Source organism: Massilia sp. Root335 (assembly GCF_001425685.1).
GTDB lineage: Bacteria > Pseudomonadota > Gammaproteobacteria > Burkholderiales > Burkholderiaceae_D > Telluria > Telluria luteola.
In genome coordinates this window covers 179,193-203,814 of sequence record NZ_LMCY01000028.1, presented here as the reverse complement: position 1 = coordinate 203,814, position 24,622 = coordinate 179,193, and the positions used below count along the sequence as shown (strand labels likewise).

Here is a 24,622-nt window from a genome sequence, read left to right as displayed (position 1 = left end):
GACAAGGAAACACCATGCTGCAACCGACCGAGAACGGCGCGCGCTACGAGCTCGCCAGCCCGACCGCCATGCCGAACGCCGGCGGCTTCCTGTGGAACCGGCGGATGATGATCCAGATAACCTGCCGCGGCTACGCCACCGCCCAGTTCATGCAGCCGGAACCGGCCAAGTATTCGCATGCGCCGAATCTCGAAGCGAAGACCTTCATGCAGCCGGAGCAGGCGTATTACGCGCACCATCCGGGCCGCTTCTTCTACGTGAAGGACGAGGACACGGGTGAGATCTTCTCGGCGCCGCACGAACCCGTGCGCGCGGCGCCCGACCGCTTCGCATTCTCCGTCGGCCGCGACGACCTCGCGTGGACCGTGGAAAAGCTGGGCATCCGCGTCGACCTGCGCCTCGGCCTGCCGGTCGACGACGTGGCCGAGCTGTGGACCCTGAGCGTCACCAACGTGAGCGGCCGTCCGCGCAAGGTCAGCGTGTATCCCTACTTCACGATCGGCTACATGTCGTGGATGAACCAGTCGGCCGAGTACCGCCCGGACCTGCAGGCCATCGTGGCCAGCAGCGTCACGCCGTACCAGAAGCTGCAGGACTATTTCAAGAACAAGGATTTCAAGGACAAGACGTATTTGCTGTGCGAGACGGCGCCGGACGCGTGGGAAGCGAACCAGGGCCGGTTCGAGGGCGAAGGCGGCCTGCACGCACCGGACGCGCTCTCCGCCGAGCGCCTGCCGGGCGGCGATGCGCGCTACGAAACGCCGGTGGCCGCCGTGCAGTACCGCCTCGCGCTGGGCGCCGGCGAGAGCGCCACGCGCCGCTTCGTGTTCGGCCCCGCGCGCGACGACGCCGAGATCGCCGCCATGCGCGCGCGCTACCTGAGCGCGCAGGGGTTCGCCGCCGCCGCGCGCGCGTACGCCGCGTACGCGGACCAGGGCGCGGGCTGTGTCACCGTCGAGACGCCCGATGCGGCGTTCGACAACTTCGTGAACCACTGGCTCGCGCGCCAGGTGTTCTATCACGGCGACGTGAACCGCCTGAGCACGGACCCGCAGACCCGCAACTACCTGCAGGACAACATGGGGATGGCGTTCATCAAGCCGGCCGTCGCCCGCGCCGCGTTCCTGCACGCGCTGTCGCAGCAGGCGCCGAACGGCGCGATGCCGGACGGGATCCTGCTGTTCGAAGGCGCCGAGCTCAAATACATCAACCAGGTGCCGCACACGGACCATTGCGTGTGGCTGCCCGTCTGCCTGCAGGCCTATCTCGACGAGACGGGCGACTACGCAGTCCTCGACGAACCCGTCGCAGGCGCCGACGGCGTGACGCTCACCGCCGCCGAGCGCATCTCGCTGGCGATGGACTGGCTGCTGCACAAGCGCGACCACCGCGGCCTGTCGTACATCGAACAGGGCGACTGGTGCGATCCGATGAACATGGTGGGCTACAAGGGACGCGGCGTGTCCGGCTGGCTGACGGTGGCCGCGGCATACGCGCTGAACCTGTGGGCCGACGTGTGCGCGGCGCGCGGCGACGACTGGCGCACGGAGCACTTCCGCGCCGGCGCCCGCGACATGAACACGGCCGCCAACCTGCACCTGTGGGACGGCGCCTGGTACGCGCGCGGCATCACGGACGATGACGTCGTCTTCGGCACGCGCCTTGACGCCGAAGGCCGCATCTACCTGAATCCGCAGAGCTGGGCCTTCCTCAGCGGCGCCCCGGACGCGCGCCAGCGCGGCGCGATGCTCGCCGAAATCGACGGCCAGCTCGACACCCCGTACGGCGTCCAGATGTTCGCGCCGCCGTACAGCGCGATGCGCGAAGACGTCGGACGCGTCACGCAGAAACATCCGGGATCGGCCGAGAACGGCGCGGTCTACAACCACGCGTCCGTGTTCTACATCTACAGCCTGTACACGATCGCCGAACCGGACCGCGCCTGGGACGCACTGCGCAAGATGATCCCGGGCCCGGGCGCGGACGACTATCTGCAGCGCGGCCAACTGCCCGTGTTCATCCCGAATTATTATCGCGGCGCGTGGCAGGAATACCCGCGTACGGCCGGCCGTTCCAGCCAGCTGTTCAACACGGGCACCGTCTCGTGGGTCTACCGTTGCATCGTGGAAGGGCTGTGCGGCCTGAAGGGCGATGCGGCGGGCCTGGTCGTGAATCCGCAATTGCCGTCGCACTGGCCGTCCATGCGCGTGCGCCGGGTGTTCCGCGGCGCCACGTTCGACGTCAGCGTGACGCGCGGGCCGGTCGAGCGCACGACTGTCGTGTGCGACGGGGTGGTGCTGGCGGAGGCGCGCGTCGCGGGTATCGAGGCTGGGCGGGTTTATCGGCTCGACGTTACGGTGCCTTGAGGTCGCGGTGCGCGGGCGAATACTGTCGGATGACTTGGTTCATGAAAACTGCGACTACTTAGTGAAAAACCAGTGTCACAGTGAGTGAAAAATTGCTGACCTCGGGCCATTCGTTGCAGCCTAAGCAGCACTACCGTACACTGGTCGGACTTCCGTTATCGGCCAAGAGCGGACATGCCACCATGGGCTTGATTGGCAACTTAGTAGCAACGCCAGGAGGTTTTCAGACTTGTCAGGCAATCGGAGAACAATTATGGATGACTTACCTGAACCGATTAGGTCGGTCTTACGAGATTATTGTCATGTTGAGTGGTTCGAAATTGCTGAGCTCGCCGACGAGGTGCTCAATCAACGACAGCAGTTCGATACAGCACTACTGAAAAGCCAGCTCGAGTCTTTCATCAAGTCGCCAAATGGATTGCGTGATGCTGTGAACAAGCTCACTCTAAACGAGTTAACGTCGGACGAGGAAGTGCAGCTGTGGGGCAAAGAAATTTACGAACTCGTATTTCCGTCAGACTACCAGCAAACGGAACCCTACGATCAATCCATCGGTAGGTTGCAACGTACGCTACGGGTCGGTCCCTGCCGGTCGTGACAGGACGTGACTTTTCCACTTTGGCAACGTGCTATGCTGGTTCCAACGGCCGAGATCGGCCAAAGACGGACGTATTCACGAGACAACGGATTTGAATGAAGGGTTATGTGCTCGCTGTATCCAATGGACCGGTTATGGTCGCGTCTGCTTCAATTGAGGCGATGATTGAGAACTGCGAAGAATACTTTGCGGTCGTTCTTGACGGCGACGACGAACTCACGACATTGATGGGCGTGCCGGGATTGACGTTGCCGGCTGAGACTTCGTTATCGCCAAACTAGGACTTTTCTTCCATGATCGATTATTGCAAGCAACGGCTACCACAACGGACCCAAGATGACTTCTACGACTTCTATAACGAATGGCTGCGTAGGTCAGGACCTGAACCAAGTATGGATAAATATGGGCGACTCCTTTTTCTTCAAGGCCGTGCAGATGCCATGGCTGGTTTAGTTCTTTTGATGAGGCTTCGGTCGCGACAAACTGAGATAATGCAGTAAAACGCGATATCCTTCATATATACGACTAAACCCATAATTAATTCTTCTAGGACATGGCTAATCTTTGGCGCCTCAAACAGAATCTGGTTGTTGACAATGACGTCAAATGGCCTGCCGTTCTCAATGCTCGATTCGAGCTTACTCCGTTAGATTTCTACAGAAGAGATGCCGATACGCCAATCAAGACTTCTATATTTGGACCAACAAAAATGGAATACGATGGAAGACTTGGTCGGGTAGTTGCGAAAGAGACAGGGCTAGCGCCGCCGCTTGAGCACGAAGTCAACTTGTCAAACGGCTTCTTGAAAATTCACGGAAATAATGTTGAAGTTGAAATTACGGTCGACAACCTCGATCATGCTGCTGCCTCAATTGATTGGTTAATTCGAGTCTTCTCCGAGTTTCTTTCGGTTGAATTGAAAACATATTGCGATCTTCATGATATTAACGGAACGATTGATCAGAAGCCATTTTCTCTCATCTATACGCCCGACGGCATGAGCGTCTCGTTGTTTAACACCGATCCTTTCGAGCGATTTAAAAATATTGATAGGGCATTTTCTTTGGTTGATCCAAACAGCCCATCGTATATGCGGTTCGTTACCTGCAGCTCATACTTTCATCAGGCGTTAAGGCTAATGTCACCATATCAGGTGAACTTTGCCCCGGACATCACACTGCCAGAGGTCTTGTTGAATTTGGCAAAATGTATTGAATTATTGTTTCCATCATCTAACCGTGACGATTTGCGGAAAAAGCTGTTAATGTTGGGATATAGCAAAGAGCAGATCGAGTCACAACTTATTTCTATAATAGTTGTAAGAAACGAGATAGATGTTGGGCATCCTCTAAGTGGCTTGGTTAATCAAGAAGAGATTACTGCTCTTCGAGTGTTCACGCAGAGAGCTATTGAAAACGTTCAGGCGATGCTAAAAAAAACTGCAGCAAATATTAGGAATAATACACAGTTTCTTGCTCCGCTAACCAACTCAGGGGCGAGTAGCCGAAGCAAACTCATCGAAAAACTAACAAGGCATCTTGAGACCCCTTCTTTAAGCGAAGGTTGATAAAGTCGAGCTCTAGTTATGCATGAGGCTAAGATTTGTTCTGAATGCCGCCATCCCGATACTCGTCGAGTATTGTCACTGAATAAGTTCGTGTGTCTTATAATCGAAGGTCCACTCTGGGTCGGCAGCGGCCTGTCGTGACAGTCGAAGATTTTTTTCAGCTCGGCAACCTGCTATGCTGGCTCTACCGGCCGAGATCGGCCAGAAGCGGCCGTTCTAATCCCTGAGCCAACGATGACTATCAGCCTGCCAGACGATCTGAAATACTTCATTGCCGAGCACGGATTGTTCGAAGGGTTAACCCGTAACGACAGTCCTGGCTATGTTGAACTTTGGCCCATTGAGGGCATCCCTCAAGAAAACAAAGCAATTGAGATGGACGTATGCGCGCCCGGTTTCCTCGCCTTTGCAGGAAATGGTAGTGGCGAAGTCCTCGCGTTTGATGCAGTCGGTGCCGTCTACATGATCCCGTTGATAGGCATGGAAGCCGAGTCGGCCATCAAGATTGCTGACTCATTCACCGAGTTTGCCGAAACGTTCGAACTGAACGCCGAATGACTGCAATGGGTCGACAGTTGCCTGTCGTGACGGTCCGAGTGTTTGTCGGCTTGGCAACATGATATGCTGGCTTTATCGGCTGATTCGGGCAACACCGGACCTAAGATGAATACAAATAGATCTGCATGGTTCGACGAAATTGGCTGCGAAGGCGGCCCCGTCATCGTTGCAAACCTCGAGGATTTCTTGCAGTGGCGTGGTAGCGAACCGTTCAATCCATTGAGCGCAACAGAACTGCACTATTGGTGGCCATTCACCGCCGAGTTGCCACAAGAATGGCAGCCCAACGGACCATCTGGACACCAGTCCCTTTCTTGTCCCACCCCGGTCCAGACCCGTGAATCGCTGATGACCCTTCTAACTGAGCGCTGGCCGGGAACAAAGGTGGACCGTAGCTATGGCACTTGGCGTGCGATCCGTCCACGGGAGAAGTGGCCGACCTCGGTGCGACACCGACTCGCGTCGAGAAAGTCACTATCCGCGTCAACGGCGGCTTGAAGGCATCGTCGAGCGCAAGAAGGCGTTCGAAGTCGCCTATCCCGCTTTTAAATGAAAGAGAGATGAACACGACTACAAGGTTGATTGCATCACTCGTCCTCGCCGGGGCCGCCCTCGCCATCCCGTCCGCCTTTGCGGGCACGCCCCCGACGAAAGCGCAAAGTGTCACGCTGACGCCGATCGCCAAGAGCGCGGCACGATACGAAGGCACGCTGTCGAACAAGCACATCCTGATGGTGCTGTCACAGGAGGGAGCGAATTTCGAAGGCGCCTATGCGTACGTGAAGCAGGGTTCGCAAGAACGGCCGCGCTGGATCGACCTGTTCGGAAGCGCCAAGAAAGACGGCGTCGTGTCGCTGGTCGAAAAAGTCAACGGCAAGGTGACAGGCTCATTCAGCGGCAAGATCGCCGGCAATGGCTTCTCCGGCACGTGGCAATCGCCTGCCGGCCGGCGCCTCGACTTCTCTGCGTCCGCCGTCCCGGCGACGGGCGATCTGGCCATCGTCGCCCATATCGAGACAAGCGGACTCGACGCGAAACTGAAACGGATCGATATCTACAGGGACAAGAAACTGGCGCAATCGTTTCCGGCCGACGCCGATATCTTCACCTCACTTGAGGGCCTTCACTACGATGACCGCGACGTAAATTTCGACGGTTATCCCGACCTGGCCGTTCCGATCGAGAATGGCGAGCAACTTCACTGGCTGTTCGACCCGGCGCGCAACCGCTATCTGAAGGCGCCAGCGTCATTACAAGGGATTAACGTGACGAGTACGCAGTACAGCACTGACGAGGTGTACGAAGAGTGGAGCTCGGGCATGAACATCTACAAATATGTGGGCGGAAAATATTGTCTGACGCAGGAGAATATCGTGTCGGGCGAGGCCGGGGACGACAAGATCAGCGAGAAGACCTACCCGGTGTCCCACTGCAAAGGCAAGAGATAGTGATGGCGCGCCGGGACACCGTGCGGGGCCGCTCGGTCGGCTTGAAGTGTTTTTGGTCCGTACGGTCGAATCGTTGCGGACACGGTCGTCCGGCGCAGGCGGGAACGGACTGCGGCGATCGTGCAGGTGTTACCCCGCGTGCGCCTGCGAGGCGGGCGCACAATGCCTGGCACGAAACCGCGGCGGCCGTGTCATCGGCGCCATGCTCACCGGTGCGACGATGGCGCGTCGCCTGACGTACGCATTGCGCGCGGTCGGGATTGAGGTTCCGATATCCACGGGTGCGACCATGAAGAACCTCGGCTTCATACGCGTCGGCGATAAGACCGAGTGCGGCGCCACCGTGGTCGAAGGCGAGAGACGGCCCTCAGCCACGGGCGCGCCTACACGTTCAAGGGTGCCCGCGTCGACTGCCGCAAACATTTCGTGATCGCCGACGGTGTCGTATGCGCGGTCCTCACAGGTGGGCGGCCACGCGTCGTGCACGGCATGAAGACGAGTGGCGGATGCGTCTGCGAGTCCACCTTGACCGATGTCGACGGCATCGGGAGCGACGTCGTCTAATACGGCCGCGTGTGCGGTCCGGCTGCCGCGCAAGTCGCGCGTCAATACTCCCCCGCACGTGGTCCTGGTGTGTCGCTGCCGGGTGCGTGCCTCGGCGAACCCGAGGCGGCGCAGCGCCGGCGACGGAATGGCAGCCGTGCGTGCCCGGGCGACGGCCGGGCTGGAGGACTAGCCTCGGCCGCACGGCGTCGCTGCAGGACGTGAGGCGCCGGCCTGGCGCTGCGCGACATGCACGGCCACGGCGCGCGCACTCTCCTCTGCTTGGATGAATGGCGTTGCGTGCCACGCGCGTTGCGTAGGCCTTGCCGTCGACGGTTTTCGCCGATTGCAAGCGCGGGTGGCAGTGGTCGCCGAGTTCGTCGTCACTCGCACGGCATGGCGCCGGGTATCGCGCCCAGATTGCCGATCGCGACGATCGTCTCGGCTGGCGGGATCGTTATGCCGGACAGGTCGACGAGCGGCAAGATCATCTTGTACGTCATCGGCGTGCGGTTGCCTGCCCCGTCCATTGATGCACAGCCCAGTGCGCACGAAGCGTATCCAGTTGTCGGCCTGTGGATAGGTGTACGGTCCCGCGCGACGAACAGGCAGTCGTGCTCGTGATCGATCGCGCGTCGCGTGGCCACACCGCCGCGTTTTCTCGGCGTTCGTGTCTGGTTGAGCGAACCCTTCTGCGATTCCAGGCGATAGGTCTCGTCCGCTTCGACGATGGCCGCCAACATTGCCGGCCGGTCGCGCATCGCGCCGGGCACGAATCGATGGCGCCATCTGAAGCTGGTCGTCCGGTGCACGCCGATGACGCGTGCAGCGTCGCGCACCGTCTGCGATCCGAGAATGGATTGCAGGTATGGTAGTCAGCACTCTTTCTTTCGAAGACGGGCGAGCGGCGTGCCAGTCAACGCGTTATAGCTGCGTCCGCAAGCGAGGCAACGAAAACGCTGCAGGCCGCTCGCCTGGCCGCAGCGGTGGACGCGGCCACAACCGCAGCGCGGACATGGGCGGCCTCCGGCGGCCTGTTCGATCAGGGCGATACATTCGGCCGGATGCGCGAGGCCGGCGATCCATTCGCGCAGCCGGACCAAGTCGGCAGCGGAGAGCGGCACTGCCGACAACAGAGCGAACACTTCGTCGAAAGGTAGGCCGCGCAGCGTCACTCCTCATGAGCTAACTCGACGATGTGTGTGAAATCTGCAACCAGATTCAGTTCACGCATTTAACGCGAACACAGCCCCAAAAAAAAGAGCCGGGAGCACATCTGCGCCCGGCCCTAAGAGGAGATTTTTAGAAGAGTGCGCAGCCCCCCGCGCACCCCGCACCGCTTATCCGCACCTTCAGGCCGATCGGCTGATAGCGCTAACAAGCAATACCGTCAGTGTAACGTTTCCACAGAAAATGTAAAGCGCAACCAGATGATTATTTGTTCGCCGACGGGGGCGGATCAGGTACTCTCGCGCTCGCGCAACGTAAAGCCCAGGTCGATGCGGCGTTCGCGCGGTTCGCGCCCGCCGATCACGTCCAGCAGCAGCGACGCGGCCTCGTAGCCGATGCGGTAACGCGGGGTGTCGATGGTCGTCAGCGACGGCACCATCCACGCGGACGCCGGCAGGTCGTTGAAGCCGGCGATGGCCACGTCCTGCGGCACGCGGATGTCGTGGCGCTGGCAGTAATAGATGGCGCCGTGCGCGAGGTCGTCGTTGCAGAAGAACACGGCGTCGCAATCGGGCAACGTGTCCAGCGCCTGGCGCATCAGTTCGGCGCCCAGCGCGATCGTGGACGGGTCCGGCACCATGATTTCCAGCCGCGGGTCCGCGAGCCCGGCCGCCTGCATCGCCTGCCGGTAGCCGTCGGCGCGGCGCAGCGTCCGCTCGTCCAGCTGGGCGCCCACGAACGCGATGCGCTTGTAGCCGCGTTCGAGCAGGTGGCGCGTGATGGCATTGCCGGCGTCGTGCTGCGAAAAACCCACCGACAACTCGCCCGGCCCTTCGGCCAGGTCCATCATCGACACGACCGGCATCCGCGATCCGGCCAGCATGCGCTCGACCTGCGGGCTGTGCGTGAGGCCGGACAGCAGGATGCCGTCCGGGTCCGATTGCAGATAGGTGCGCAGCAGCTTTTCTTCCTCGGCATCGGAATAGCGGGTGTTGCCGATCAGGAGCTGGTATTGCCCATGCTCGATGGCGTCGTGAATGCCGTCCAGCACGGCCGTGAACACGACGTTCGACAGCGACGGCACGAGCGCCACGATCACGCGCGACTGCGACGACGCGAGCGCGCGCGCGGCCCGGTTGGGCACATAACCCAGTTCGGCCACGGCCTGCTCGACCTTGGTCCGCGTCGCCTCGGACACCAGTTGCGGCTGGCTCAGCGCGCGCGATGCCGTCATCGTCGATACACCCGCGTGCGCCGCCACCTCTTCCAGCGTCGTCCGCCCCGTTCCCCTGACCTTACCTGTACTGCTTCTGCTCATTGTCTTTTTTGTATTTACTGGCCGCGACGCGTGCCGACCATGGATTCCGCCATGGATTGGACATTTTGTCAATGTTTGACACGCAATCGTTCCCCATTTGGCGACGTATCGTGGCTTTAAACACCATGATCCCGACCAGTTCTGTCCGACAGGTCCTACAGCCTCCTGACGCATATTCCGATTGCCGGCTCCGTCAGTCGGCCTACCATGGGGGTTCACATACCGATCAAGGAGGCGATTATGCCGAGCAACCAGGACGACAAAAGCAAGGGTATGAAAGGCACGGGCGAGGCGGGCAACCAGCAGTCGGCCGGCCAGAGCAAGTCCCGGCGCAGCCAGGGCAACCAGCAGAATTCCGACCTGGCCAGCGGACCGGGCGACAACGCGCAACGCGGCGACTGGGGCACCCAGCAGAGCGCCAAGCCCGACCAGGGCAATCAATCGCAGTCCGACCTGGGCAGCGGGCCAGGAGACAATTCCCGCAACCAGGGCCGGCAAAGCGGGAACCTGAACCAGAACCAGCAAAGCGATAACCAGCGCGGCAACCTGCAGAGCGGCGGCCAGGGCAGCCGGTCGGGCAGGAACCAGCTGGACCGCGACGATCTCGATTCCGACGACTCGCTGCAGCGCTGACGCGCCTTCCTCTTCCACTTCATCCGGCCCGCCCCGCGGTGGGCCGACCGTGGCGAACGTAATGTAACATCGCGGCCGAACGGCCGGGACGGTGCAACGCCGTCCCCGCGGCCCGCATCCGTCATTGTCAACAATATTGCGACGCGCAACCCCGCTCCCAGGCGCTATACTCGCAGGCACAATCATAATCCTCCGTACGGGAACGCGACGATCCCGCCTGCGCGCGCCTCGCACCACAAGCACAGCATGAGAATCAGCAAAGAGAAAGCCGCCGACAACCGCACCGCGCTGATCCGCGCGGCGAGCAAGCTGTTCCGCGAACGCGGCATCGACGGCGTCGGCGTGGCGGAGATCAGCAAGGAGGCGGGTCTCACGCACGGCGCCCTGTATGCGCATTTCCGCTCGAAGGAAGAGCTGGCGCTGGAAGCGCTGTCGTATGGCCTCGACCAGGCCAATTCGCGCATGTATTCGGCGACGTCGGACGGCATGCCCGACCTGTCGCGCTTCCTCGACCGCTACCTGGCGCTGGAGTCGCGCGACGACTACGGCAACCGCTGCGCGATGGCGGCGTCGGCCAGCGAGATCGGGCGCCAGGACAAGGCGATCAGCGCCCGTTTCGCGGAAGGCTATATGGTGATGGTGCGCGCGTTCGAGCGCCAGATCGCGGAGAACGAGCCGGGCAGCGATGCGCTCGGGCGCGCCATGGTCGTCGTGGCCACCATGATCGGCAGCCTGGCCGTGGCGCGCGGCGCCGCCAGGGGCAATCCGGCCGTGTCCGAACAGGTGCTGCAGGCGGCCCGCCGCCAGCTCGACGAGCTGATGCTCGCGCCCGCCCCCGCGCGCGCGGACGACCGGCCCGCGGCCTGATCGTCCGGCGCCGGCAACGGCGCGCCTCTACTTCGTGACGCCGATGGGCGTGCGGTGGCCGCCCTTGAACGTGTACAGCGTGAGCACGCCGTCGCGGATGTCGCCGTGCGCGTCGAACGCGATGGTGCCGGTGACGCCGGGGTAGCGCACCTTCGCCAGCTCGGGCAGGTACTTCGCGGGCGCGCTCGAACCCGCCTTGTCCATCGCGGCCGCGACCGCCATCACGGCATCGTACGAATACGGCGCGATGATCTGGACGTCGATGCCGTAGCGCTTCCGGTAATCGGCGCGGAACTTGTCCATGCCGGCCTTGCCCTTGTCTTCGACGCCGCCCGCTTCCGCGCACACGACCTGGCCGTCGGTCATCGTATTCCCCGACAGCGGCTGCATCGCATCCGAACAGATGCCGTCGCCGCCCATCATGCGCGCGTGGATGCCCAGTTGCTTCATCTGGCGCAGCATCGGACCGGCCACCGCGTTCATGCCGCCGAAGAACACGAGGTCCGGATTGCTGGCCCGGATGCGCGTCAGGATGGCGGCGAAGTCCGTCGCCTTGTCGTTGGTGAACTCGCGCGCGACGGGCGTGACGCCCTGCCGGCGCAGGCTGTTGGTGAATTCCGAGACGAGACCCTGGCCATACGCGGTGCGGTCGTCGATGACGGCGATGCGTTTCGCCGCCATCGTCCCGACGGCGTAGCGGCCCAGCGCGCGGCCCAGCTGGACGTCGTTGGCGACGACGCGGAACGCCGTGTTGTACCCCAGCTGCGTGTACTTCGGATTCGTGGCGGAGGGCGAGATCTGCGGGATGCCCGCGTCGTTGTAGATCTTCGCGGCGGGGATCGTCGTGCCCGACGTCTCGTGGCCGATCACGGCATTCACTTTCGCGTCCGCCAGCTTCTGCGCGGCGGCCGTCGCCGCCTTCGGGTCGCCGCCGTCGTCTTCCGGCACGAGCACCCATCTGACCTTCCTGCCGGCGATCGTCGCGCCGCGCGCGTTCAGTGCGTCGATCGCCATGCGCGCGCCGTTCTCGCTGTCCTTGCCGAAATGGGCGACCGGACCCGTGATCGCGGCCGCATGGCCGATCTTCACGGTTTCCTGGGCCGTGGCCAGGCCGGCCGCGGACAACGCCAACATCAACAACGCTTGCTTCTTCATTCCATCCTCATCTAAAACAGTGATTCTTTATATCAAATCGCTAGGGTAGCGTGGATGAGCCGAATTCACAAGTCTTGCGATGAAACGCAAAGTTTCAGGCACAATGGGGTTTTGGTTCCAGAAGTCCACGATGACCGCCGACTCCCCGTCACCGCTGCCCAGACTGGGCGCCGCCGTCCTGCTGCGCGCCCTGTTCAAGCACCCGCGCCGCTTCCACGGCGTGCCGACGCCCCGCACGACCTACGTCCTCGACCGCATCGACCCGCACCAGTTGCGGCGCTACCGCCAGGCCCTCGGCTTTCGCGACGAAGGCATTCCCCTCACCTATTACTACCTGCTGGCCCAGCGCGCCCACGTGGCGACGATGCTCGACGACGCGTTCCCGTTCCGCCTGCCCGGCACGGTGCACACGGAAAACACGCTGCGGGCGCTGGCCGAGCCGCGCCACGACGTGCCGCTGGTGCTGTCGACCACCGTGACCATCCGCCCGCCGACCGAGAACGGCGCCGTCGTCGCCGAGCTGGACACCGTGGCCCGCCAGCTCGACACGGCCATTTTCAGCTGCCGCAGCACCTACCTCGTCGTGCGCGGCCAGCAGGCGCAGCGGCGCGGCCGCCAGGAGGCGAAGGACCTGCCCATACTGACCGGCTGGCGCCTGCCGCGCAGTACGGGCCGTGCCTACGCGCGCATCTCGGGCGACTGGAATCCGATCCATCTGTGGACGTGGTCGGCGCGCCTGATGGGCATGAAGCGGCCGATTATCCACGGCATGCACACCCTGGCGCGCGCCTGCGCCGAGCTCGAGCAGGCATGCGGGCGGCGCGTCCTGGCGCTGGAGGGACGCTTCCGCGCGCCGGCGCCGCTCGGCAGCGAACTGGTGCTGGGCGCCGACCTGGCGGCCGGCAGCTTTGCCGTGGGCGGCGGCGGCCGCGTCGTGGCCGAGGGCAGCTTCCGCACCGTTTGAATTTGATCCAGATCAAAGAATTTACAGCGTATATTCGCCATCCTGAGCCGACCACCAGACGCTCGGGAGAACGCCATGTATGACCGCATCCTCGTGCCCACCGACGGCTCCGACGTCTCCGCCGCCGCCGAACAGGCCGCCATTGCCTTCGCGCGCGCCAACGGCAGCGAGATCGTCGCCCTCGCCGTCGGCCAGCCGCAACCACCCATCGCCAGCGCGGAAGCGGCGATGGCCATCGATCCCGGCCTCGACGACGAGGTGCTGCTGACCCGCGCCACCGGGCACGCGCGCCGGGTGGCGGCCGCCGCGGCCGCCGCGGGCGTGCGCTGCAGCGAGGTGGCCATGCTCGACTACGCGCCGGCCGACGCGATCCTCGCCACCGCCGAGAGCCGCAACTGCGACCTCATCTTCATGGGTTCGCACGGCCGGCGCGGATTGTCGCGCCTGCTGGCCGGGAGCGTGACGCAAAAGGTCTTGGCCGACGCCACCGTGCCCGTGCTCGTGATGCGCCCCCGGCCCGCGCACAAGGCGTAAGCCATGTACCGGCGCATCCTCGTCCCCGTCGACGGCACCGAGCGGGCCGCGGCGGCCCTCGGCGCGGCGCTCGGCCTGGCGCACCTGGCCGGCGGCACCATCATCGGCGTGCACGTGGCGGGCGAAACGCCGCTGCTCGCGACGGGCGACGTGGGCGGGCCGTTCTACGACGCATGGCGCAACGAGGCCGACCGCCTCGGGCGCGACGCCCTCGCCTACGTCGTCCGGCGCGCCACCGAAGCGGGCATACCGTGCGAGACCGTGCTGGCCCCGCCCGGCCCCGCGTGGGACGGCATCATCGCGACGGCGCGCGAGCGCGCATGCGACCTGATCGTGATGGCCTCGCACGGCCGCCACGGCCTGGCCGCGCAACTGCTGGGCAGCGAGACGCAACGGGTGCTGACCCATTGCGACATTCCGGTCCTCGTGGTGCGCTGAATCGGGCCGCCGCAGCCGGTTTTTCCGCCGAACCTGCCGCGGTACGTGTTCAGGCGGCCGATCCGCCGAGGCGGCGCAGGTGGTCGCGCCACATCGCGACCCGCTCCGCAGACAGCGTGTGGGCCCGTCCGATCAGCGTCGTGCGCACGGGCCGGATGCCCGCCCGGCCGAGGATCTGGCGCCGCATCATCCGGACCCCGTAGCCGCCGTACCGCCACCGGTACACGACCGCGGGCATGCCCATGCTGACGACGAGCCGCGCGCTGCGTCCGCCCAGCAGGCCGGCGCCGAACGGCTGCTGCGGATCGTCCATGAAGACGCCCGGCCGCGTGACGTGTTCCATGAAGCCGCGCATCAGCGCCGGCATGTCGCCCATCCACAGCGGATAGACGAACACGAGGTGGTCCGCGTGCTGGATCGCATCCTGGACGGCGGCCAGCTGCGGCGGCGGCGAGCCATGCCACCATTCGGACGGGCTGGTGAGCAGCGGAAAACTCATCCGCGCCGGTTCGACGACGTCGACCTCATGGCCGGCGGCCAGCGCGCCCTCCACGTACGACTGGGCCAGCGCGTGGCACAGGTGGGGACGGTGGCAATCCGGATGACCCTGGATCAATAGGATGCGCGCCCCCATCAGTGACCGCCGTACTCTCGTTCGGGTTGTACCACGCTCATTTCTCGCTTTCGCTATGTATTCTGTCAACTAGGCTAACTGAACACAACGATGCTACGTTGCGAGATATCAAACGTCAGGGATTTTTTCGTGCTACCGGAAGTCTAAGAATATTTCGACTTTCGGGCGCCCGACGGCGCGGGGAGAACAGGATGGCCACGACAAGCGTCACGCCGGCCCGCCCGCGCGCGCTCTGCGCCGCCCTGCGGCACGGACGCAAGATGCTGTGCCGGCGCATCGCGGACATGGCGGCGGGTCCCGACGACATGCTCGGCCGCGGCTTCGCGGCCCTCGTCGCGGCCGTCGAAGCGGCCTTCCGTCACGAAGAACTGATCATGGAAACGCTGGGCTACGTCCACCTGCACGAGCACCGCGAGGAGAACGCCGTCGTCCTGTCGGCCCTGCACCGCGTGCTGCCGGATGTCGAACGGGGCGACCACATGCTGGGCCGCCAGGTGCTGGCCGCGCTGGACGAGGTCCTCGCGCTGCACCGGCTCAGCGGCGACCTGGCGCTGACGGTAGCCACCCGGGCGCCGGCCGCGCGGGCCCGGGGCCGGGCGGCGCAGGCCACGTCGCACGTCGCGGCGCACCGCCCGCACACCCGCTGAACGGCGCGCCCGCCGGCTGGGCGGGAACGGCCGCACACGCTACACTGGCAGGATGAAGATTGCCGTCCTGTCCCGGCACCGGCGCCTGCTGGTCCTGTGCGCCTGCTCGACCGCCGTTCACCTCGCGCTGCTGGCGTTCGTCGCCGCGCACGGCGCGGGGCCGTCCGACGCCGCGCCCGCCGACGCCGGCCTGAGCGTGCGGCTGATGCCGCCCGGCGCGGCCGTGCCGGCGCGGCCGGCGGCACCGGTTCCCGTCGCGCGGGCGTCCGCGCCCAGGCACGCGCCCAGGCACGCGCCCGCGGCGCCGCCGGTCCGGCATCCGGCGCCGGGCACCGTGCCCGCCGTGGCGGCGGTGCCATCGCCGCCGGCCGTCGCCGCCCCCGCCCCCGTTGCCGCCGGCACGCCACTGATGCAGATGCCGGGCCGCTACCACGTCCGCCTGCCCGGGCCCGCCCTGCTCACCTACGACGTCGTACGCCAGCCCGCGGGCGCCGCCGCGGCACCGGCCGGCACCGCGCACCTGTCGTGGCGCACGGACGGCGACCGCTATCTGCTCGATCTGGACGGCCCGCTCGGTCGCCTGCACAGCGAAGGCGCGAGCGGCGACGCGGGCATCGCGCCGCGCCGCGCCCGCGAGGACACGGACGCCGGTCCGCTCGTCACGGACTTCGATGGGGACGGCCACCGCGTGCTGTTCCGTGCGGCCGGCACGGAAAGCCCGGACAACGTCGGCATCCAGGATCGCGCATCGCTGCTGATGCAACTGGCCGGCATCGGCCTGGCCGCGCCGGACCAGCTGACGGAATCGGTCGACATCGTCGTGGCGGGCGCGCGCGACCTGCGCATCGCGCGCTTTCGGGTACTCGGCCAGGAAGACGTCGCCACGGCCACGGGGACGCTCAACGCCTGGCACCTGGCCGAGCTGGCGGCACCCGGCGTGGCGCGGCTGGACGTCTGGCTGGCGCCGGAACGGGGCTGGCTGCCCGTGCGTCTGCGCATCGACGACGGCAGCGCCAGCGTCACGCAGACGCTGCGCGCCGTCGGGCCGGCGCCGGCCGCGCCCTGACTACTCGCGCACGCGGCGCCAGCCGGCCTTGCGCGCATCCTGCGCGGCGGCGGCCGGCAGGTCGAACGGCGTGTTCTTGCCGTCCGCCGTCGTCGCGATCAGCTTCAGCGCGCCGCTCGGCAGGCGCACGATGATGAAGCCCACGGCGGCCGAACTGTTCGACAGCGTGCGGCCGACGATGGCGTTGTTGTCGCTGTCGACGAGCAGCGGCTGCGCCGTGCACACGTCGAGCTGGTACAGGTTGCTCGTGCCGCCGACGGAGCAGGCCGAGGACGACGTCGGCAGGTTGGACACGACGTTCAGCGTGCCGGAGACGACCTTGGGATCGAGGTTCACGCGCTCGCCGCGGTTCTGGTCGAGATCCATGTACCAGCCGGCCTGCGTGCCCCAGCTGACGGCCGTGCCGCCGATCGCATACGTCTCGGTACCGCCGGCCGTGCTCTTGGTCAGGCGCATCTGCGCCATCTTCGCGGCCGTGCGCCAGTCGGTGGCGGCGATGCCCGTGCCGGAATCCTTCAGCACGTAGACGCTCTGCGTGTCCGTGGTCGCGATGTCGGACAGGTCGAGCAGGCGCCCCGTGCCGTACACCACCATCGTGCGCGCGGCCGTGCCGCCGACCTGGCACAGCGTGATCTCGGGGCGCGTCGTCACCGGCTGGGCCGCACCGGCATCGGCCATCTGCACGACGACCGGCGCGCCGCCCGCCGCGTAATCGAAGCGGAACATCCGGCCCTGGTTGTCGCCGCCGTAGACGTAGGTCACGAGCGGATCGGTCAGCGGATTGGCCGTGATCGCCGTGATGCGTGCGAAGCCGGAAGGCGTTGTCGTGTCGCCGTCGCCGGTGCTCGTCTTGTCCAGCACCTGGCCGGTCGCGACGTCGACGACGTACAGATAACCGGCCCCGCTGCCGCCGCTCACGCCGTCCGTGCCGGGCACGTTGTTGTAGCCGGACGTGAGGAACACGACCCAGTGCTCGGCGCCGCCGCCGTCCTTCCACGTGCCGAACTGCGGGTTGCCGAACGTGAGGCCGATGTCGGCGTCGAAGGCGGTGCCGCTGCACACGGCCGCGTCGGCGCACAGTTCCCACAATGCGTGCGGGTGCGCGGGGTCCGTCACATCCAGCGCATAGTAGCCGCGCCCGCCCGCGTTGAGGCCCGCCACGAGCACGGCGCGCCACGTGCCGCCGATCTTGACGTCGGCCACCTCGGGCGCGCCGTCGGTCGTGAACTGGTGGTTCGTGCCATACGTCGTGCTGGCCTGCAGGTACAGCTTCTTCATCGTGATGCGCGGCGCGTAAGCCCACAATTCCGTGCCGGCCGCCGCGTCGAACGCGTGCAGCATGCCGTCGTTGGCCGCCACGAACACGGTCGGACGGCGCGCGGCGTTCGCCGCCTTGTAATCGGCGTACCCGGCGATCGAATAGCCCTTGCGCGGATCGCGCAGGTAGGCCGGTTTCGACGACGCGATATCGCCCAGCACGATCGGGATCGTCGTCGTGAGGCCGGGCGGATTGTGGTCGGTGCGCGTGTAGGCGCGCAGGATCGTGCCGTCGGCGTACTGCTGCTGGCCGCGCAGCCAGTCGACGATGGTGGCGCCCGCATTGACGCTGGCGCGGTCCGTGGACGACAGGCTGGCGCACTGGGCGAGCGCCGCGCATTTGTTGTCGAACCAGGCCTTCTCGGTCGCCGTCAGGTTCGCGTAGGTGAACGCCTTGAGGCCCCCGTTCGCCACGTCGGCCATCCAGATCGTACGCGTGTCGCTGCTGTCGCCGACGAGGCGGCCGACCGTGTCGGACGACGTCCACGCCGCCGTGGTCGAGACGGCGCCCGTGACGGGATCGATCTTGCGGTCCGCCAGTTCGCCGTACCAGCGCACCGTCGTGAACGTGGACGAGAAGATGTCGTTGTCCTGCTGCGAGATGTTCGGCGTGGACGTCGCCGCCGCGGACGCCGCGCCGATGCGCACCTGGATCGACGACAGCGCCGAGCCGAGGCCCTGCACGACCTGGGTCGGGTCGGACGCGCTGAAGTAGTGGCCGTGGCCATTGACGGCGGCGTGCCACAGGTCGTCCACGCGCGACTGGTATGCGGCGGAGCCGCTGGAGTCGCCCGTCTTCGGGTCCGGCCACACGTAGGCGCCGTTGCCGTTCCACGGGCAGCCGCTGGTCGCGCCGGAGATCAGCTTGTAGAAGTCGCCGCCCGGCACGGGGGCCGAATCGTATTTCTCTTCGTAGTTCATGACGCCGTCCACGCCCAGGCCGAGCGCGTACGTGTTCATGTGCAGGCGCGTGTTCTCGCCCGTCTGCGCCGGCACGAGGCCGGGCTTCGTCCAGTCCTCGATCGACGAACGCAGCGACGACGTCGCCGTGTTCGAGCCGCCGTTGTACCAGTACAGCGCGACGTCGGCCAGCGAGTTGTAGGTCTGCGCGCTCGGGTCGTAGCACCCGCTGCCGCGCGTGCAGAACCGCGCCGCGCTCTCGACGTTGTCGTTGTTGACGACGGTGGACGCGGCGCCGCCGTTCCAGTAGCCGTCCGTCGTGATGAACGTGAAGTTCTGCTGGCACGGGTACTGCACCACTTCCGAACCGGCGTCCGCCACGTACGGGCTCTGGTTCGCGTACATCTTGCCGATCGCGTACAGGGCCTGGCGCAGCGGCGTCGAGTTGCTGCCGTCCATAGCGTAGAGCGTCGTGTACCAGTTGGTGCGCGCCGTGCCCGTGAATTGCTGGGGCGGCGTCATCGCGCCTTCCGCCGCCGCCGTCGACAGCGAGACGATCCCCACGTTGTAGTTCGACGTGAGCGACTGGAACGCCAGGCCGACGGCCGTCTTCATCATCTGGTTGCGCGTCTTGTAGTACGCATACCAGTTGGCGAAATTCGTCATCTCCTCGTCGTACGTGCACGTGCTGCCCGCGCAATCGGTGCGGCCGGCAGCCTTGGGATAGCTCGTCACGGCCGGGACGATGTCCGTGCGCACGAACACGGCGGCGCCGCTGCCCAGCGGCGTGGTCGTCACCGGAATCGCGTCGTACACGGCCGGCACCGGCGCCGACGCGGCCGTGGTCGCGAAGCCGATGCTGCCGCCGTTGTTGGTGAGCGTGCCCATCGTGATCGCGGCACCGCCCGCGGCGGCACCGCTGTCGACGACGCAGATCGTGTTGACGCTCTTCGCCGCGCACACCTGCGAGACCGCGTTGCCGCCGAGGTAGGCGGCGATGTTGCCCTGGCTGCCGATGTCGCTGGCGATGCTGGACGCGACCGACGTGTTGCTCGCGCCCTTGCCGAAGGTCCGATCGGACGAGATCAAGGTCGTGCCGCCCAGCTTCGTGCCGGCGGCGAGCACCGTGCGGCTGCTCGAGAACTTGCTGTTGCTGGCCGTGCCCGACACCGTGATCAGCGCGGTGGCCGGTTGCGCGGCGATCGCGACGGCCGCCGGCGCGTCCACGGTGATCGCCCAGCCGGAGCGGCTGCTGTCCGTCAGGACCGAGCAGACGCCGATCGATTTGCTGCTCGTGCCGGCGGCACAGTCGATCGGGACGACGGCCACCACGTTGTCGGTGCCGAGCGTGATGCCATAGGTCGAGCAGGCCGGCACGCCGTAGCCGGAAGCGGGCGTGCGCACGCAGGCCAGGTACTGGTTCGTCAGGCCGGTCTTCGCGATGATCGAGGCCGCGAGCGCGGTCGCCACCGTCGCCTGCTTGCCGACCGTGTTGGTGCCGGTCGTCGCCGTCACCGCGTTGTTCGTGATGACGACTGCGCCGCCCGATTCGGCGACGGACACGCCGTTGAGCGTGATCGCGCCGGCGGACGCCGACGTGCCGATCGTGATGGTGCCGTACGCCGCGACCACGCCGCCGTTCGGATTCGAGAAGCGCGGGTACTTGAAACTGCCGACGTATTTCGACTGGCAGTTCGTCAGTGCCGTGCTGTCGCACCAGCGCACCCGGGCCGGGAACGGATAGCCGGCCGGCGCCGGCGCGCCCACGGCGGTCGTCACGCACGTCGTCAGCGCGGCCGTGGTGCAGTACTCGGCGACGTTGATCGTGTAGTAGTACGGGTTCGTCGTGTACGCCTGCGGCGTGTAGCGCACGTCGTTCGGATAGGTGTAGGTCGCCGAGTTGTACACGCAGTTGGCATAGCTCGTGTCGCACCAGCGCAGGTCCGGAAAACCGGTGGCCAGGTTCGTGCTGGTGGCGCTGCTGCCCAGCATGTCGCGCTTGTTCACGTTGAAGCCATCCGTCGCCACCACCGTCCAGCCGGTCGTCGCGCTGCGCGTCATCGACGTGTACGACGTGCCGTCCGCGCGCACGGGAGGCGTGTAGCGCACGCCCGGATTGTAGTACTGGCGGTTGAAATCCGCGCTGCTGAACGGCGGATGCCCGACCGTGCAACCGCGCGTCCCGCTCGACATCGCTGCCCGCGAGCGGCACGTCGAGCTGTCGTCGATGTAGTCCGGCGTGAACGTGCTGGCCATCGAGCCCGAGTTATCGTACAGGAGCATCAGGTTCGGCTTCACGTTGCCCGTGCCGTCGACGTTGAGCAGCGGGAGCTGGGCGATGCTGGTCACGGCCGCGCCGGCGGCGCCGGCCAGCATCAGGGCGGCGAGGCCCAATAGAGCGAGGAGTTTTTTCATGGTGGACAGGTCATGCGCCGATCAGGACGATCATCTGGTTGGTCACGTTGGCACCCCGGCCGCCCGTGATGCGCGCCGTGATCACGTAGTGCAGCTGCGGCGTCCCGGCGTACGACGGCGCATCGGACGCGAGGCTGTCGCCCGCCGCCACCGTGGTGCCCAGCGTGGCCGCGTTGGCGGCCGTCTGCATGCAGCGGTTCGCGCCGCCGTACGTGCCCGCCGACGCGCACAGGCGGTGGATGACGTATTCGATCTGCGTGCCGTCGTCGCCGTCGATCGTCCGGCTGCCCGTCCAGAACCCGGCGTCGCGCGGCTGGCTGGCCGCGTCCCATGTGGCGACGTAGCCGTTCGCCGTATCGTCCTGGTTCAGCGCCGCCTTGTTGGTCTGTGCCGTCTGGCTCAACCAGGCGAAGGCCGTGTGCAAACCGAGGTCGGCTTCGCCGCTCAAGGTCGTGTCGTACGCCAGATTGGCGGTCGTGAGCGCCGTCGAATGCACGGACTTGAGCAGGTAGACGCTCCCCAGCAGCATCACGGCCAGGATGATCAGGATGACGGGCAGCGCCATGCCGCCCGTCCGCGCACGTTGTCGGCTCATCATGGATTCGGCCTCCAGCCCGCGTTGCGCAAGGTGACCACCGTCTCGAACGCGCGGTAGCGGTAGCAGCGCCAGTCGACCGGATCGCCGGTCACCGCCACGTTCACGGTCGTCGGCACGGCGGCGACGCCGACCGGCGCGGCGTCCGCGAACACCACCGGTTGCGCCGTCGTCGTGGTGCACGCCGCGCCGGCCGCCGGGCGTTCCACGGCCTTGCTGCGGGCGACGACGGCCAGGCGCACGGCCGCGATGTGCTGCCAGTCGGCGGCGTCACCCGCCGTGCCCGAGCCGTCCGCGTCGATCATCGCGGCCGACCACTGGTTCACCTGCAGACCGTTCTGCGGCTGGAACGCGCTGCCGGTGCGGGTGTCGAAGCCGTACTGCGCCTTGATGGAGACGATATCCTCGGCCACGGTCGATGGCTGCGCCGACGCGTCGTCCGGGCCGGTCGCCTGCAGCTGCAGATAGCCGTCCGCCACCGACCACGAACGGAACGCGAGGCTGCCGACGGGGCCGAGGTCGAACACGCGCGCCGCGTAGCCCTTGAAGGTTGCGGTCGGCGTGCCGCCGTTGAAGCGCATGCCGGCATCCGCCGCCACCGTCACGCGGGTGGCGGTGGGGTCGCTGTCCGAACGCTGCACCAGCAGGCAGTCGCCGCCCGGCTGTTCCGGCGCGACGACGAGCACGTCGCCCTGGTTGAAGCCGTAGACGATGCGGTCGACGTCGAACTGCGTGGCGCCCGCGGCGGCATCGCTCGTCAGGCGCAGCGTGGGCGTGCCGCCGATCGAGGTGCCGGCATAAAACGTGACGCGGTCCGGGTTCGCGCCGTGCGCTTCGATCACGACGGGCGCCAGCGGCGTCACGTCCGTGGTGCCGCGCGTGGCGGGTGCGAGCTGATAGCCCTTGGTGTCGCTGAACTGGGTATTGCAGCCGGCGATGATCGGGTCGTTCAGGCCATAGCCGGCGCTGCGCGCATCGTTACCGAGCGAGAACAGCGCGACCATCCCGTTCTGCATTTCGTCCGACCCGCCCAGCGCGGAGCGGCGCGTCTGCTCGGCGCCGCCGACCATGCGCAGCGCGAACAGCAGCGCGAGCAGGCCGATGACGACGCTGACCATCAGCTCGACGAGCGAGAAGCCGTGCCGGCGGCTGGCGGGCGTGCGGATCATGTCGCCGCCGCCAGGTACGCCACGACCCGGTGCGCGTTCTGCGCGGCGCCGGCCTTGCGGGTCCAGGAAATCGCGATCTCCACGCGGGTGCGCGCCGTCGCCGGCGTGACGGTCACGAGGATCTGCGCGTTCGGGATGCGTCCACGGGTCTCGTCGTACCACGGTTGCAGCCGCGCGGCCGGCGACCCATCCGCCGCCAGCGCGTACGCGCTCGCGTTCGGGAGGTCGACGGCCATCATGCCCAGCAGCTTGTCGGCCGCGATGGTGGCCTCGGCGCGCATGCCGGCGTCGGCCAGCGCACTCGTCGACCGCGCCTGCAGGCCGATCGCGCCCAGCAGGCCGATGGCCAGCAGCAGCGCGGCCACGATGGCTTCGATCAGGGCCATGCCCCGCTGGCGGCGCGCGATCACGGCGGACACCCGCGCACGTCGTGCGCCGCCGCGGACGGATCGCAGATGGTGGCGATGCCCGCCAGCGTCAACACGACGGCCAGCGGCGCGAAGGCGTTCGCGCGCGTGAGCGCGGGCGCGAGGCCGATCCGCGCGAGGCGCGGCGCGACGCTCGTGTCGACCCAGCCCAGCGGCGTGAAATACACCTCGGTGGCGCCGGACGGGTTCACGGCCAGCGCCAGGTCGCCCTCGCCCGGCATCGCTTCGGCGCTGCGGCCGATGGAGCGGAACACCTGGTCGGGATCGGGATCGCCGTCGGCGGCCGTCGTCGCGGTGGACCAGGTGCCGGTGTCGCCGTTGCAGGGGATGCCGGACGTCGGAAAACAGATGTCGACGCGCCAGTCCATCTTGCCGTTGACGGCGTTCTCGGTCAGCACCAGGCGGCTGTGGCTGTTGTGCGCGATCGCGGTGTTGCGCGCGAGCGTGAAGGCGTCCTGGTAGAACACGGCGGCCGCCAGCGCCTTGCGGCCCAGCAGCCAGTTCGACATCGACGGCAGGCCGACGGAGAGGACAATGCACATGATCGCGACGACGACGACGGCCTCGATCAAGGTGAAGCCGCGCGCCTGGCGCGGCCGCGTCATTGCACGCACTGCGCGCCCTTGCGGTCGATCCAGCACGACGTGCTCGTGCCCCACCCGGTCGGCGCCGCAGTGGTGGCGCGGTTGCCGTTCTGGTCGATCGTGTAGACGAAGCCCGCCACCGGACCGGCTCCCGTCGCCGTCACCTTGTACGCGGACGCCGTGGCGCCGCTCAGCGCGAACGTGAAATTGGCGCTGTTCGCCGGCAGCCGGTCGAAGCCGTCGTACGTGTGCGGGCTGCTGGTGTTCCAGTAATCCTCGGCGGCCGTGGACACGCTGCCCAGTCCCGAAAAGGCTTCGGTCAGGCGCGCGCGCGTCACGTAGTCGCGGTAGACCGGCACCGCGATGGCGCTGAGGATGCCGACGATCGCCACGACGACGAGGATCTCGATCAACGTGAAGCCGCGTTCGAGCCGGGTAGACAGGAAGCGAGTTTCCATATACTTTGGGTTAAAAGTTTCCGCTCGACAATATTAGCGCAACCGTGCGTCTTGTGGCCGGAAAAATGTGCCAAACCAGGCTTTTTTACACAAAAACGTGGCGACGGGCACCACGCACCGCGCCAAAATTGCCAAACTTTTACAAGGATTTGTCGGTTTTACAAGCGCTCGATGGCGCGCATTCCTGTTGCCGATTGCGAAACTTTCGCGTTATGTTTCTGGTTTGACCGCGCACCGCCGACGATCCGGC

At 66.0% G+C, this 24,622-nt stretch carries 23 protein-coding genes; 12 read left to right on the top strand and 11 right to left on the bottom strand.

Annotated features, from left to right (window positions below):
* Nucleotides 1–14: 14 nt before the first annotated feature.
* From ASC93_RS16670 to ASC93_RS16655, 5 genes are all read left to right on the top strand, one after another.
* A complete protein-coding gene (locus ASC93_RS16670) occupies nt 15–2,366 on the top strand; it encodes a glycosyl hydrolase family 65 protein (RefSeq protein WP_056444453.1) in 2,352 nt (783 codons plus the stop codon).
* A gap of 253 nt (nt 2,367–2,619) precedes the next feature.
* On the top strand, nt 2,620–2,964 hold the full coding sequence (locus tag ASC93_RS16665; protein ID WP_056444449.1) for a hypothetical protein: 345 nt from the start codon (nt 2,620–2,622) through the stop codon (nt 2,962–2,964).
* Nucleotides 2,965–3,517: 553 nt separating this feature from the next.
* Complete coding sequence (locus tag ASC93_RS30880; protein WP_157201969.1) at nt 3,518–4,531, top strand: hypothetical protein; 1,014 nt, start codon at nt 3,518–3,520, stop codon at nt 4,529–4,531.
* Between the two features lie 234 nt (nt 4,532–4,765).
* A complete protein-coding gene (locus ASC93_RS16660) occupies nt 4,766–5,089 on the top strand; it encodes an SMI1/KNR4 family protein (RefSeq protein WP_056444446.1) in 324 nt (107 codons plus the stop codon).
* A gap of 560 nt (nt 5,090–5,649) precedes the next feature.
* Complete coding sequence (locus tag ASC93_RS16655) at nt 5,650–6,537, top strand: hypothetical protein (protein WP_157201968.1); 888 nt, start codon at nt 5,650–5,652, stop codon at nt 6,535–6,537.
* Nucleotides 6,538–7,463: 926 nt separating this feature from the next.
* On the opposite strand, the gene ASC93_RS30875 is transcribed toward ASC93_RS16655, so the two are convergent.
* The 3 genes from ASC93_RS30875 to ASC93_RS16645 all read right to left on the bottom strand — a co-directional run bounded on the left by ASC93_RS30875 (nt 7,464) and on the right by ASC93_RS16645 (nt 9,568).
* Complete coding sequence (locus ASC93_RS30875) at nt 7,464–7,919, bottom strand: hypothetical protein (RefSeq protein WP_157201967.1); 456 nt, start codon at nt 7,917–7,919, stop codon at nt 7,464–7,466.
* Between the two features lie 36 nt (nt 7,920–7,955).
* Nucleotides 7,956–8,255, bottom strand: coding sequence for a hypothetical protein (locus ASC93_RS30870; RefSeq protein ID WP_157201966.1), 300 nt, complete (start codon nt 8,253–8,255; stop codon nt 7,956–7,958).
* A 284-nt stretch (nt 8,256–8,539) separates the two neighbouring features.
* The gene (locus tag ASC93_RS16645) at nt 8,540–9,568 is read right to left on the bottom strand and encodes a LacI family DNA-binding transcriptional regulator (protein ID WP_056444436.1); all 1,029 of its coding nucleotides are present in this window, start codon (nt 9,566–9,568) and stop codon (nt 8,540–8,542) included.
* 240 nt (nt 9,569–9,808) lie between these two features.
* Between ASC93_RS16645 and ASC93_RS30865 the strand changes: the two genes are divergently transcribed.
* Both ASC93_RS30865 and ASC93_RS16635 read left to right on the top strand, forming a co-directional pair.
* Complete coding sequence (locus ASC93_RS30865) at nt 9,809–10,201, top strand: hypothetical protein (RefSeq protein ID WP_056444432.1); 393 nt, start codon at nt 9,809–9,811, stop codon at nt 10,199–10,201.
* A 246-nt stretch (nt 10,202–10,447) separates the two neighbouring features.
* Nucleotides 10,448–11,068, top strand: coding sequence for a TetR/AcrR family transcriptional regulator (locus ASC93_RS16635; protein ID WP_056444428.1), 621 nt, complete (start codon nt 10,448–10,450; stop codon nt 11,066–11,068).
* Between the two features lie 27 nt (nt 11,069–11,095).
* On the opposite strand, the gene ASC93_RS16630 is transcribed toward ASC93_RS16635, so the two are convergent.
* Entirely contained in the window at nt 11,096–12,223 is a 1,128-nt protein-coding gene (locus tag ASC93_RS16630; protein WP_056444425.1) for a branched-chain amino acid ABC transporter substrate-binding protein, read from the bottom strand.
* 130 nt (nt 12,224–12,353) lie between these two features.
* Between ASC93_RS16630 and ASC93_RS16625 the strand changes: the two genes are divergently transcribed.
* The 3 genes from ASC93_RS16625 (at nt 12,354) to ASC93_RS16615 (ending at nt 14,159) form a co-directional block, all read left to right on the top strand.
* A complete protein-coding gene (locus ASC93_RS16625) occupies nt 12,354–13,187 on the top strand; it encodes a MaoC family dehydratase (protein WP_229412757.1) in 834 nt (277 codons plus the stop codon).
* Between the two features lie 75 nt (nt 13,188–13,262).
* The gene (locus tag ASC93_RS16620; RefSeq protein ID WP_056444419.1) at nt 13,263–13,721 is read left to right on the top strand and encodes a universal stress protein; all 459 of its coding nucleotides are present in this window, start codon (nt 13,263–13,265) and stop codon (nt 13,719–13,721) included.
* 3 nt (nt 13,722–13,724) lie between these two features.
* Nucleotides 13,725–14,159 carry a universal stress protein gene (locus ASC93_RS16615; protein ID WP_056444415.1) on the top strand — a complete coding sequence of 145 codons (435 nt, stop codon included), beginning with the start codon at nt 13,725–13,727 and terminating at the stop codon, nt 14,157–14,159.
* A gap of 49 nt (nt 14,160–14,208) precedes the next feature.
* Here ASC93_RS16615 and ASC93_RS16610 read toward each other — a convergent pair whose 3' ends face one another.
* Nucleotides 14,209–14,793: an NAD(P)H-dependent oxidoreductase gene (locus tag ASC93_RS16610; protein WP_056444412.1), complete on the bottom strand. Its 585-nt coding sequence runs from the start codon at nt 14,791–14,793 to the stop codon at nt 14,209–14,211.
* Between the two features lie 191 nt (nt 14,794–14,984).
* Here ASC93_RS16610 and ASC93_RS16605 point away from each other — a divergent pair, with 191 nt between their 5' ends.
* The gene (locus ASC93_RS16605; protein ID WP_056444409.1) at nt 14,985–15,440 is read left to right on the top strand and encodes a hypothetical protein; all 456 of its coding nucleotides are present in this window, start codon (nt 14,985–14,987) and stop codon (nt 15,438–15,440) included.
* Nucleotides 15,441–15,492: 52 nt separating this feature from the next.
* Complete coding sequence (locus ASC93_RS32535; protein ID WP_056444406.1) at nt 15,493–16,506, top strand: DUF3108 domain-containing protein; 1,014 nt, start codon at nt 15,493–15,495, stop codon at nt 16,504–16,506.
* Here ASC93_RS32535 and ASC93_RS16595 read toward each other — a convergent pair whose 3' ends face one another.
* From ASC93_RS16595 to ASC93_RS16570, 6 genes are read right to left on the bottom strand one after another with little or no spacing between them, the layout of a single operon-like run.
* The gene (locus ASC93_RS16595; protein ID WP_056444403.1) at nt 16,507–21,138 is read right to left on the bottom strand and encodes a pilus assembly protein; all 4,632 of its coding nucleotides are present in this window, start codon (nt 21,136–21,138) and stop codon (nt 16,507–16,509) included.
* Between the two features lie 10 nt (nt 21,139–21,148).
* Complete coding sequence (locus tag ASC93_RS16590) at nt 21,149–21,736, bottom strand: hypothetical protein (RefSeq protein WP_056444400.1); 588 nt, start codon at nt 21,734–21,736, stop codon at nt 21,149–21,151.
* Nucleotides 21,733–22,902 (bottom strand): PilW family protein, encoded by a 1,170-nt coding sequence (locus ASC93_RS16585; RefSeq protein ID WP_056444398.1) that lies wholly within the window; start codon nt 22,900–22,902, stop codon nt 21,733–21,735. Before ASC93_RS16585 ends, ASC93_RS16590 begins: the two co-directional genes overlap by 4 nt.
* Nucleotides 22,899–23,321: a prepilin-type N-terminal cleavage/methylation domain-containing protein gene (locus tag ASC93_RS16580; RefSeq protein WP_229412756.1), complete on the bottom strand. Its 423-nt coding sequence runs from the start codon at nt 23,319–23,321 to the stop codon at nt 22,899–22,901. The genes ASC93_RS16585 and ASC93_RS16580 overlap by 4 nt, the downstream gene beginning before the upstream one ends.
* On the bottom strand, nt 23,309–23,935 hold the full coding sequence (locus tag ASC93_RS16575) for a Tfp pilus assembly protein FimT/FimU (RefSeq protein ID WP_056444395.1): 627 nt from the start codon (nt 23,933–23,935) through the stop codon (nt 23,309–23,311). The genes ASC93_RS16580 and ASC93_RS16575 overlap by 13 nt, the downstream gene beginning before the upstream one ends.
* Nucleotides 23,932–24,372, bottom strand: coding sequence for a type IV pilin protein (locus ASC93_RS16570; protein WP_056444392.1), 441 nt, complete (start codon nt 24,370–24,372; stop codon nt 23,932–23,934). Before ASC93_RS16570 ends, ASC93_RS16575 begins: the two co-directional genes overlap by 4 nt.
* Between the last annotated feature and the right edge of the window lie 250 nt (nt 24,373–24,622).

Excerpts from the sequence above, each read along its gene's own strand:
- ASC93_RS16635 (WP_056444428.1), top strand. The coding sequence starts at position 10,448 with ATGAGAATCAGCAAAGAGAAAGCCGCCGACAACCGCACCGCGCTGATC.
- ASC93_RS16630 (WP_056444425.1), bottom strand. The coding sequence starts at position 12,223 with ATGAAGAAGCAAGCGTTGTTGATGTTGGCGTTGTCCGCGGCCGGCCTG.
- ASC93_RS16620 (WP_056444419.1), top strand. The coding sequence starts at position 13,263 with ATGTATGACCGCATCCTCGTGCCCACCGACGGCTCCGACGTCTCCGCC.
- ASC93_RS16665 (WP_056444449.1), top strand. The coding sequence starts at position 2,620 with ATGGATGACTTACCTGAACCGATTAGGTCGGTCTTACGAGATTATTGT.
- ASC93_RS16625 (WP_229412757.1), top strand. The coding sequence starts at position 12,354 with ATGACCGCCGACTCCCCGTCACCGCTGCCCAGACTGGGCGCCGCCGTC.
- ASC93_RS16610 (WP_056444412.1), bottom strand. The coding sequence starts at position 14,793 with ATGGGGGCGCGCATCCTATTGATCCAGGGTCATCCGGATTGCCACCGT.
- ASC93_RS16660 (WP_056444446.1), top strand. The coding sequence starts at position 4,766 with ATGACTATCAGCCTGCCAGACGATCTGAAATACTTCATTGCCGAGCAC.
- ASC93_RS16585 (WP_056444398.1), bottom strand. The coding sequence starts at position 22,902 with ATGATCCGCACGCCCGCCAGCCGCCGGCACGGCTTCTCGCTCGTCGAG.
- ASC93_RS16615 (WP_056444415.1), top strand. The coding sequence starts at position 13,725 with ATGTACCGGCGCATCCTCGTCCCCGTCGACGGCACCGAGCGGGCCGCG.
- ASC93_RS16605 (WP_056444409.1), top strand. The coding sequence starts at position 14,985 with ATGGCCACGACAAGCGTCACGCCGGCCCGCCCGCGCGCGCTCTGCGCC.
- ASC93_RS16590 (WP_056444400.1), bottom strand. The coding sequence starts at position 21,736 with ATGATGAGCCGACAACGTGCGCGGACGGGCGGCATGGCGCTGCCCGTC.
- ASC93_RS16655 (WP_157201968.1), top strand. The coding sequence starts at position 5,650 with ATGAACACGACTACAAGGTTGATTGCATCACTCGTCCTCGCCGGGGCC.
- ASC93_RS16645 (WP_056444436.1), bottom strand. The coding sequence starts at position 9,568 with ATGAGCAGAAGCAGTACAGGTAAGGTCAGGGGAACGGGGCGGACGACG.
- ASC93_RS30865 (WP_056444432.1), top strand. The coding sequence starts at position 9,809 with ATGCCGAGCAACCAGGACGACAAAAGCAAGGGTATGAAAGGCACGGGC.
- ASC93_RS16570 (WP_056444392.1), bottom strand. The coding sequence starts at position 24,372 with ATGGAAACTCGCTTCCTGTCTACCCGGCTCGAACGCGGCTTCACGTTG.
- ASC93_RS16670 (WP_056444453.1), top strand. The coding sequence starts at position 15 with ATGCTGCAACCGACCGAGAACGGCGCGCGCTACGAGCTCGCCAGCCCG.
- ASC93_RS30880 (WP_157201969.1), top strand. The coding sequence starts at position 3,518 with ATGGCTAATCTTTGGCGCCTCAAACAGAATCTGGTTGTTGACAATGAC.
- ASC93_RS16595 (WP_056444403.1), bottom strand. The coding sequence starts at position 21,138 with ATGAAAAAACTCCTCGCTCTATTGGGCCTCGCCGCCCTGATGCTGGCC.
- ASC93_RS16575 (WP_056444395.1), bottom strand. The coding sequence starts at position 23,935 with ATGACGCGGCCGCGCCAGGCGCGCGGCTTCACCTTGATCGAGGCCGTC.
- ASC93_RS32535 (WP_056444406.1), top strand. The coding sequence starts at position 15,493 with ATGAAGATTGCCGTCCTGTCCCGGCACCGGCGCCTGCTGGTCCTGTGC.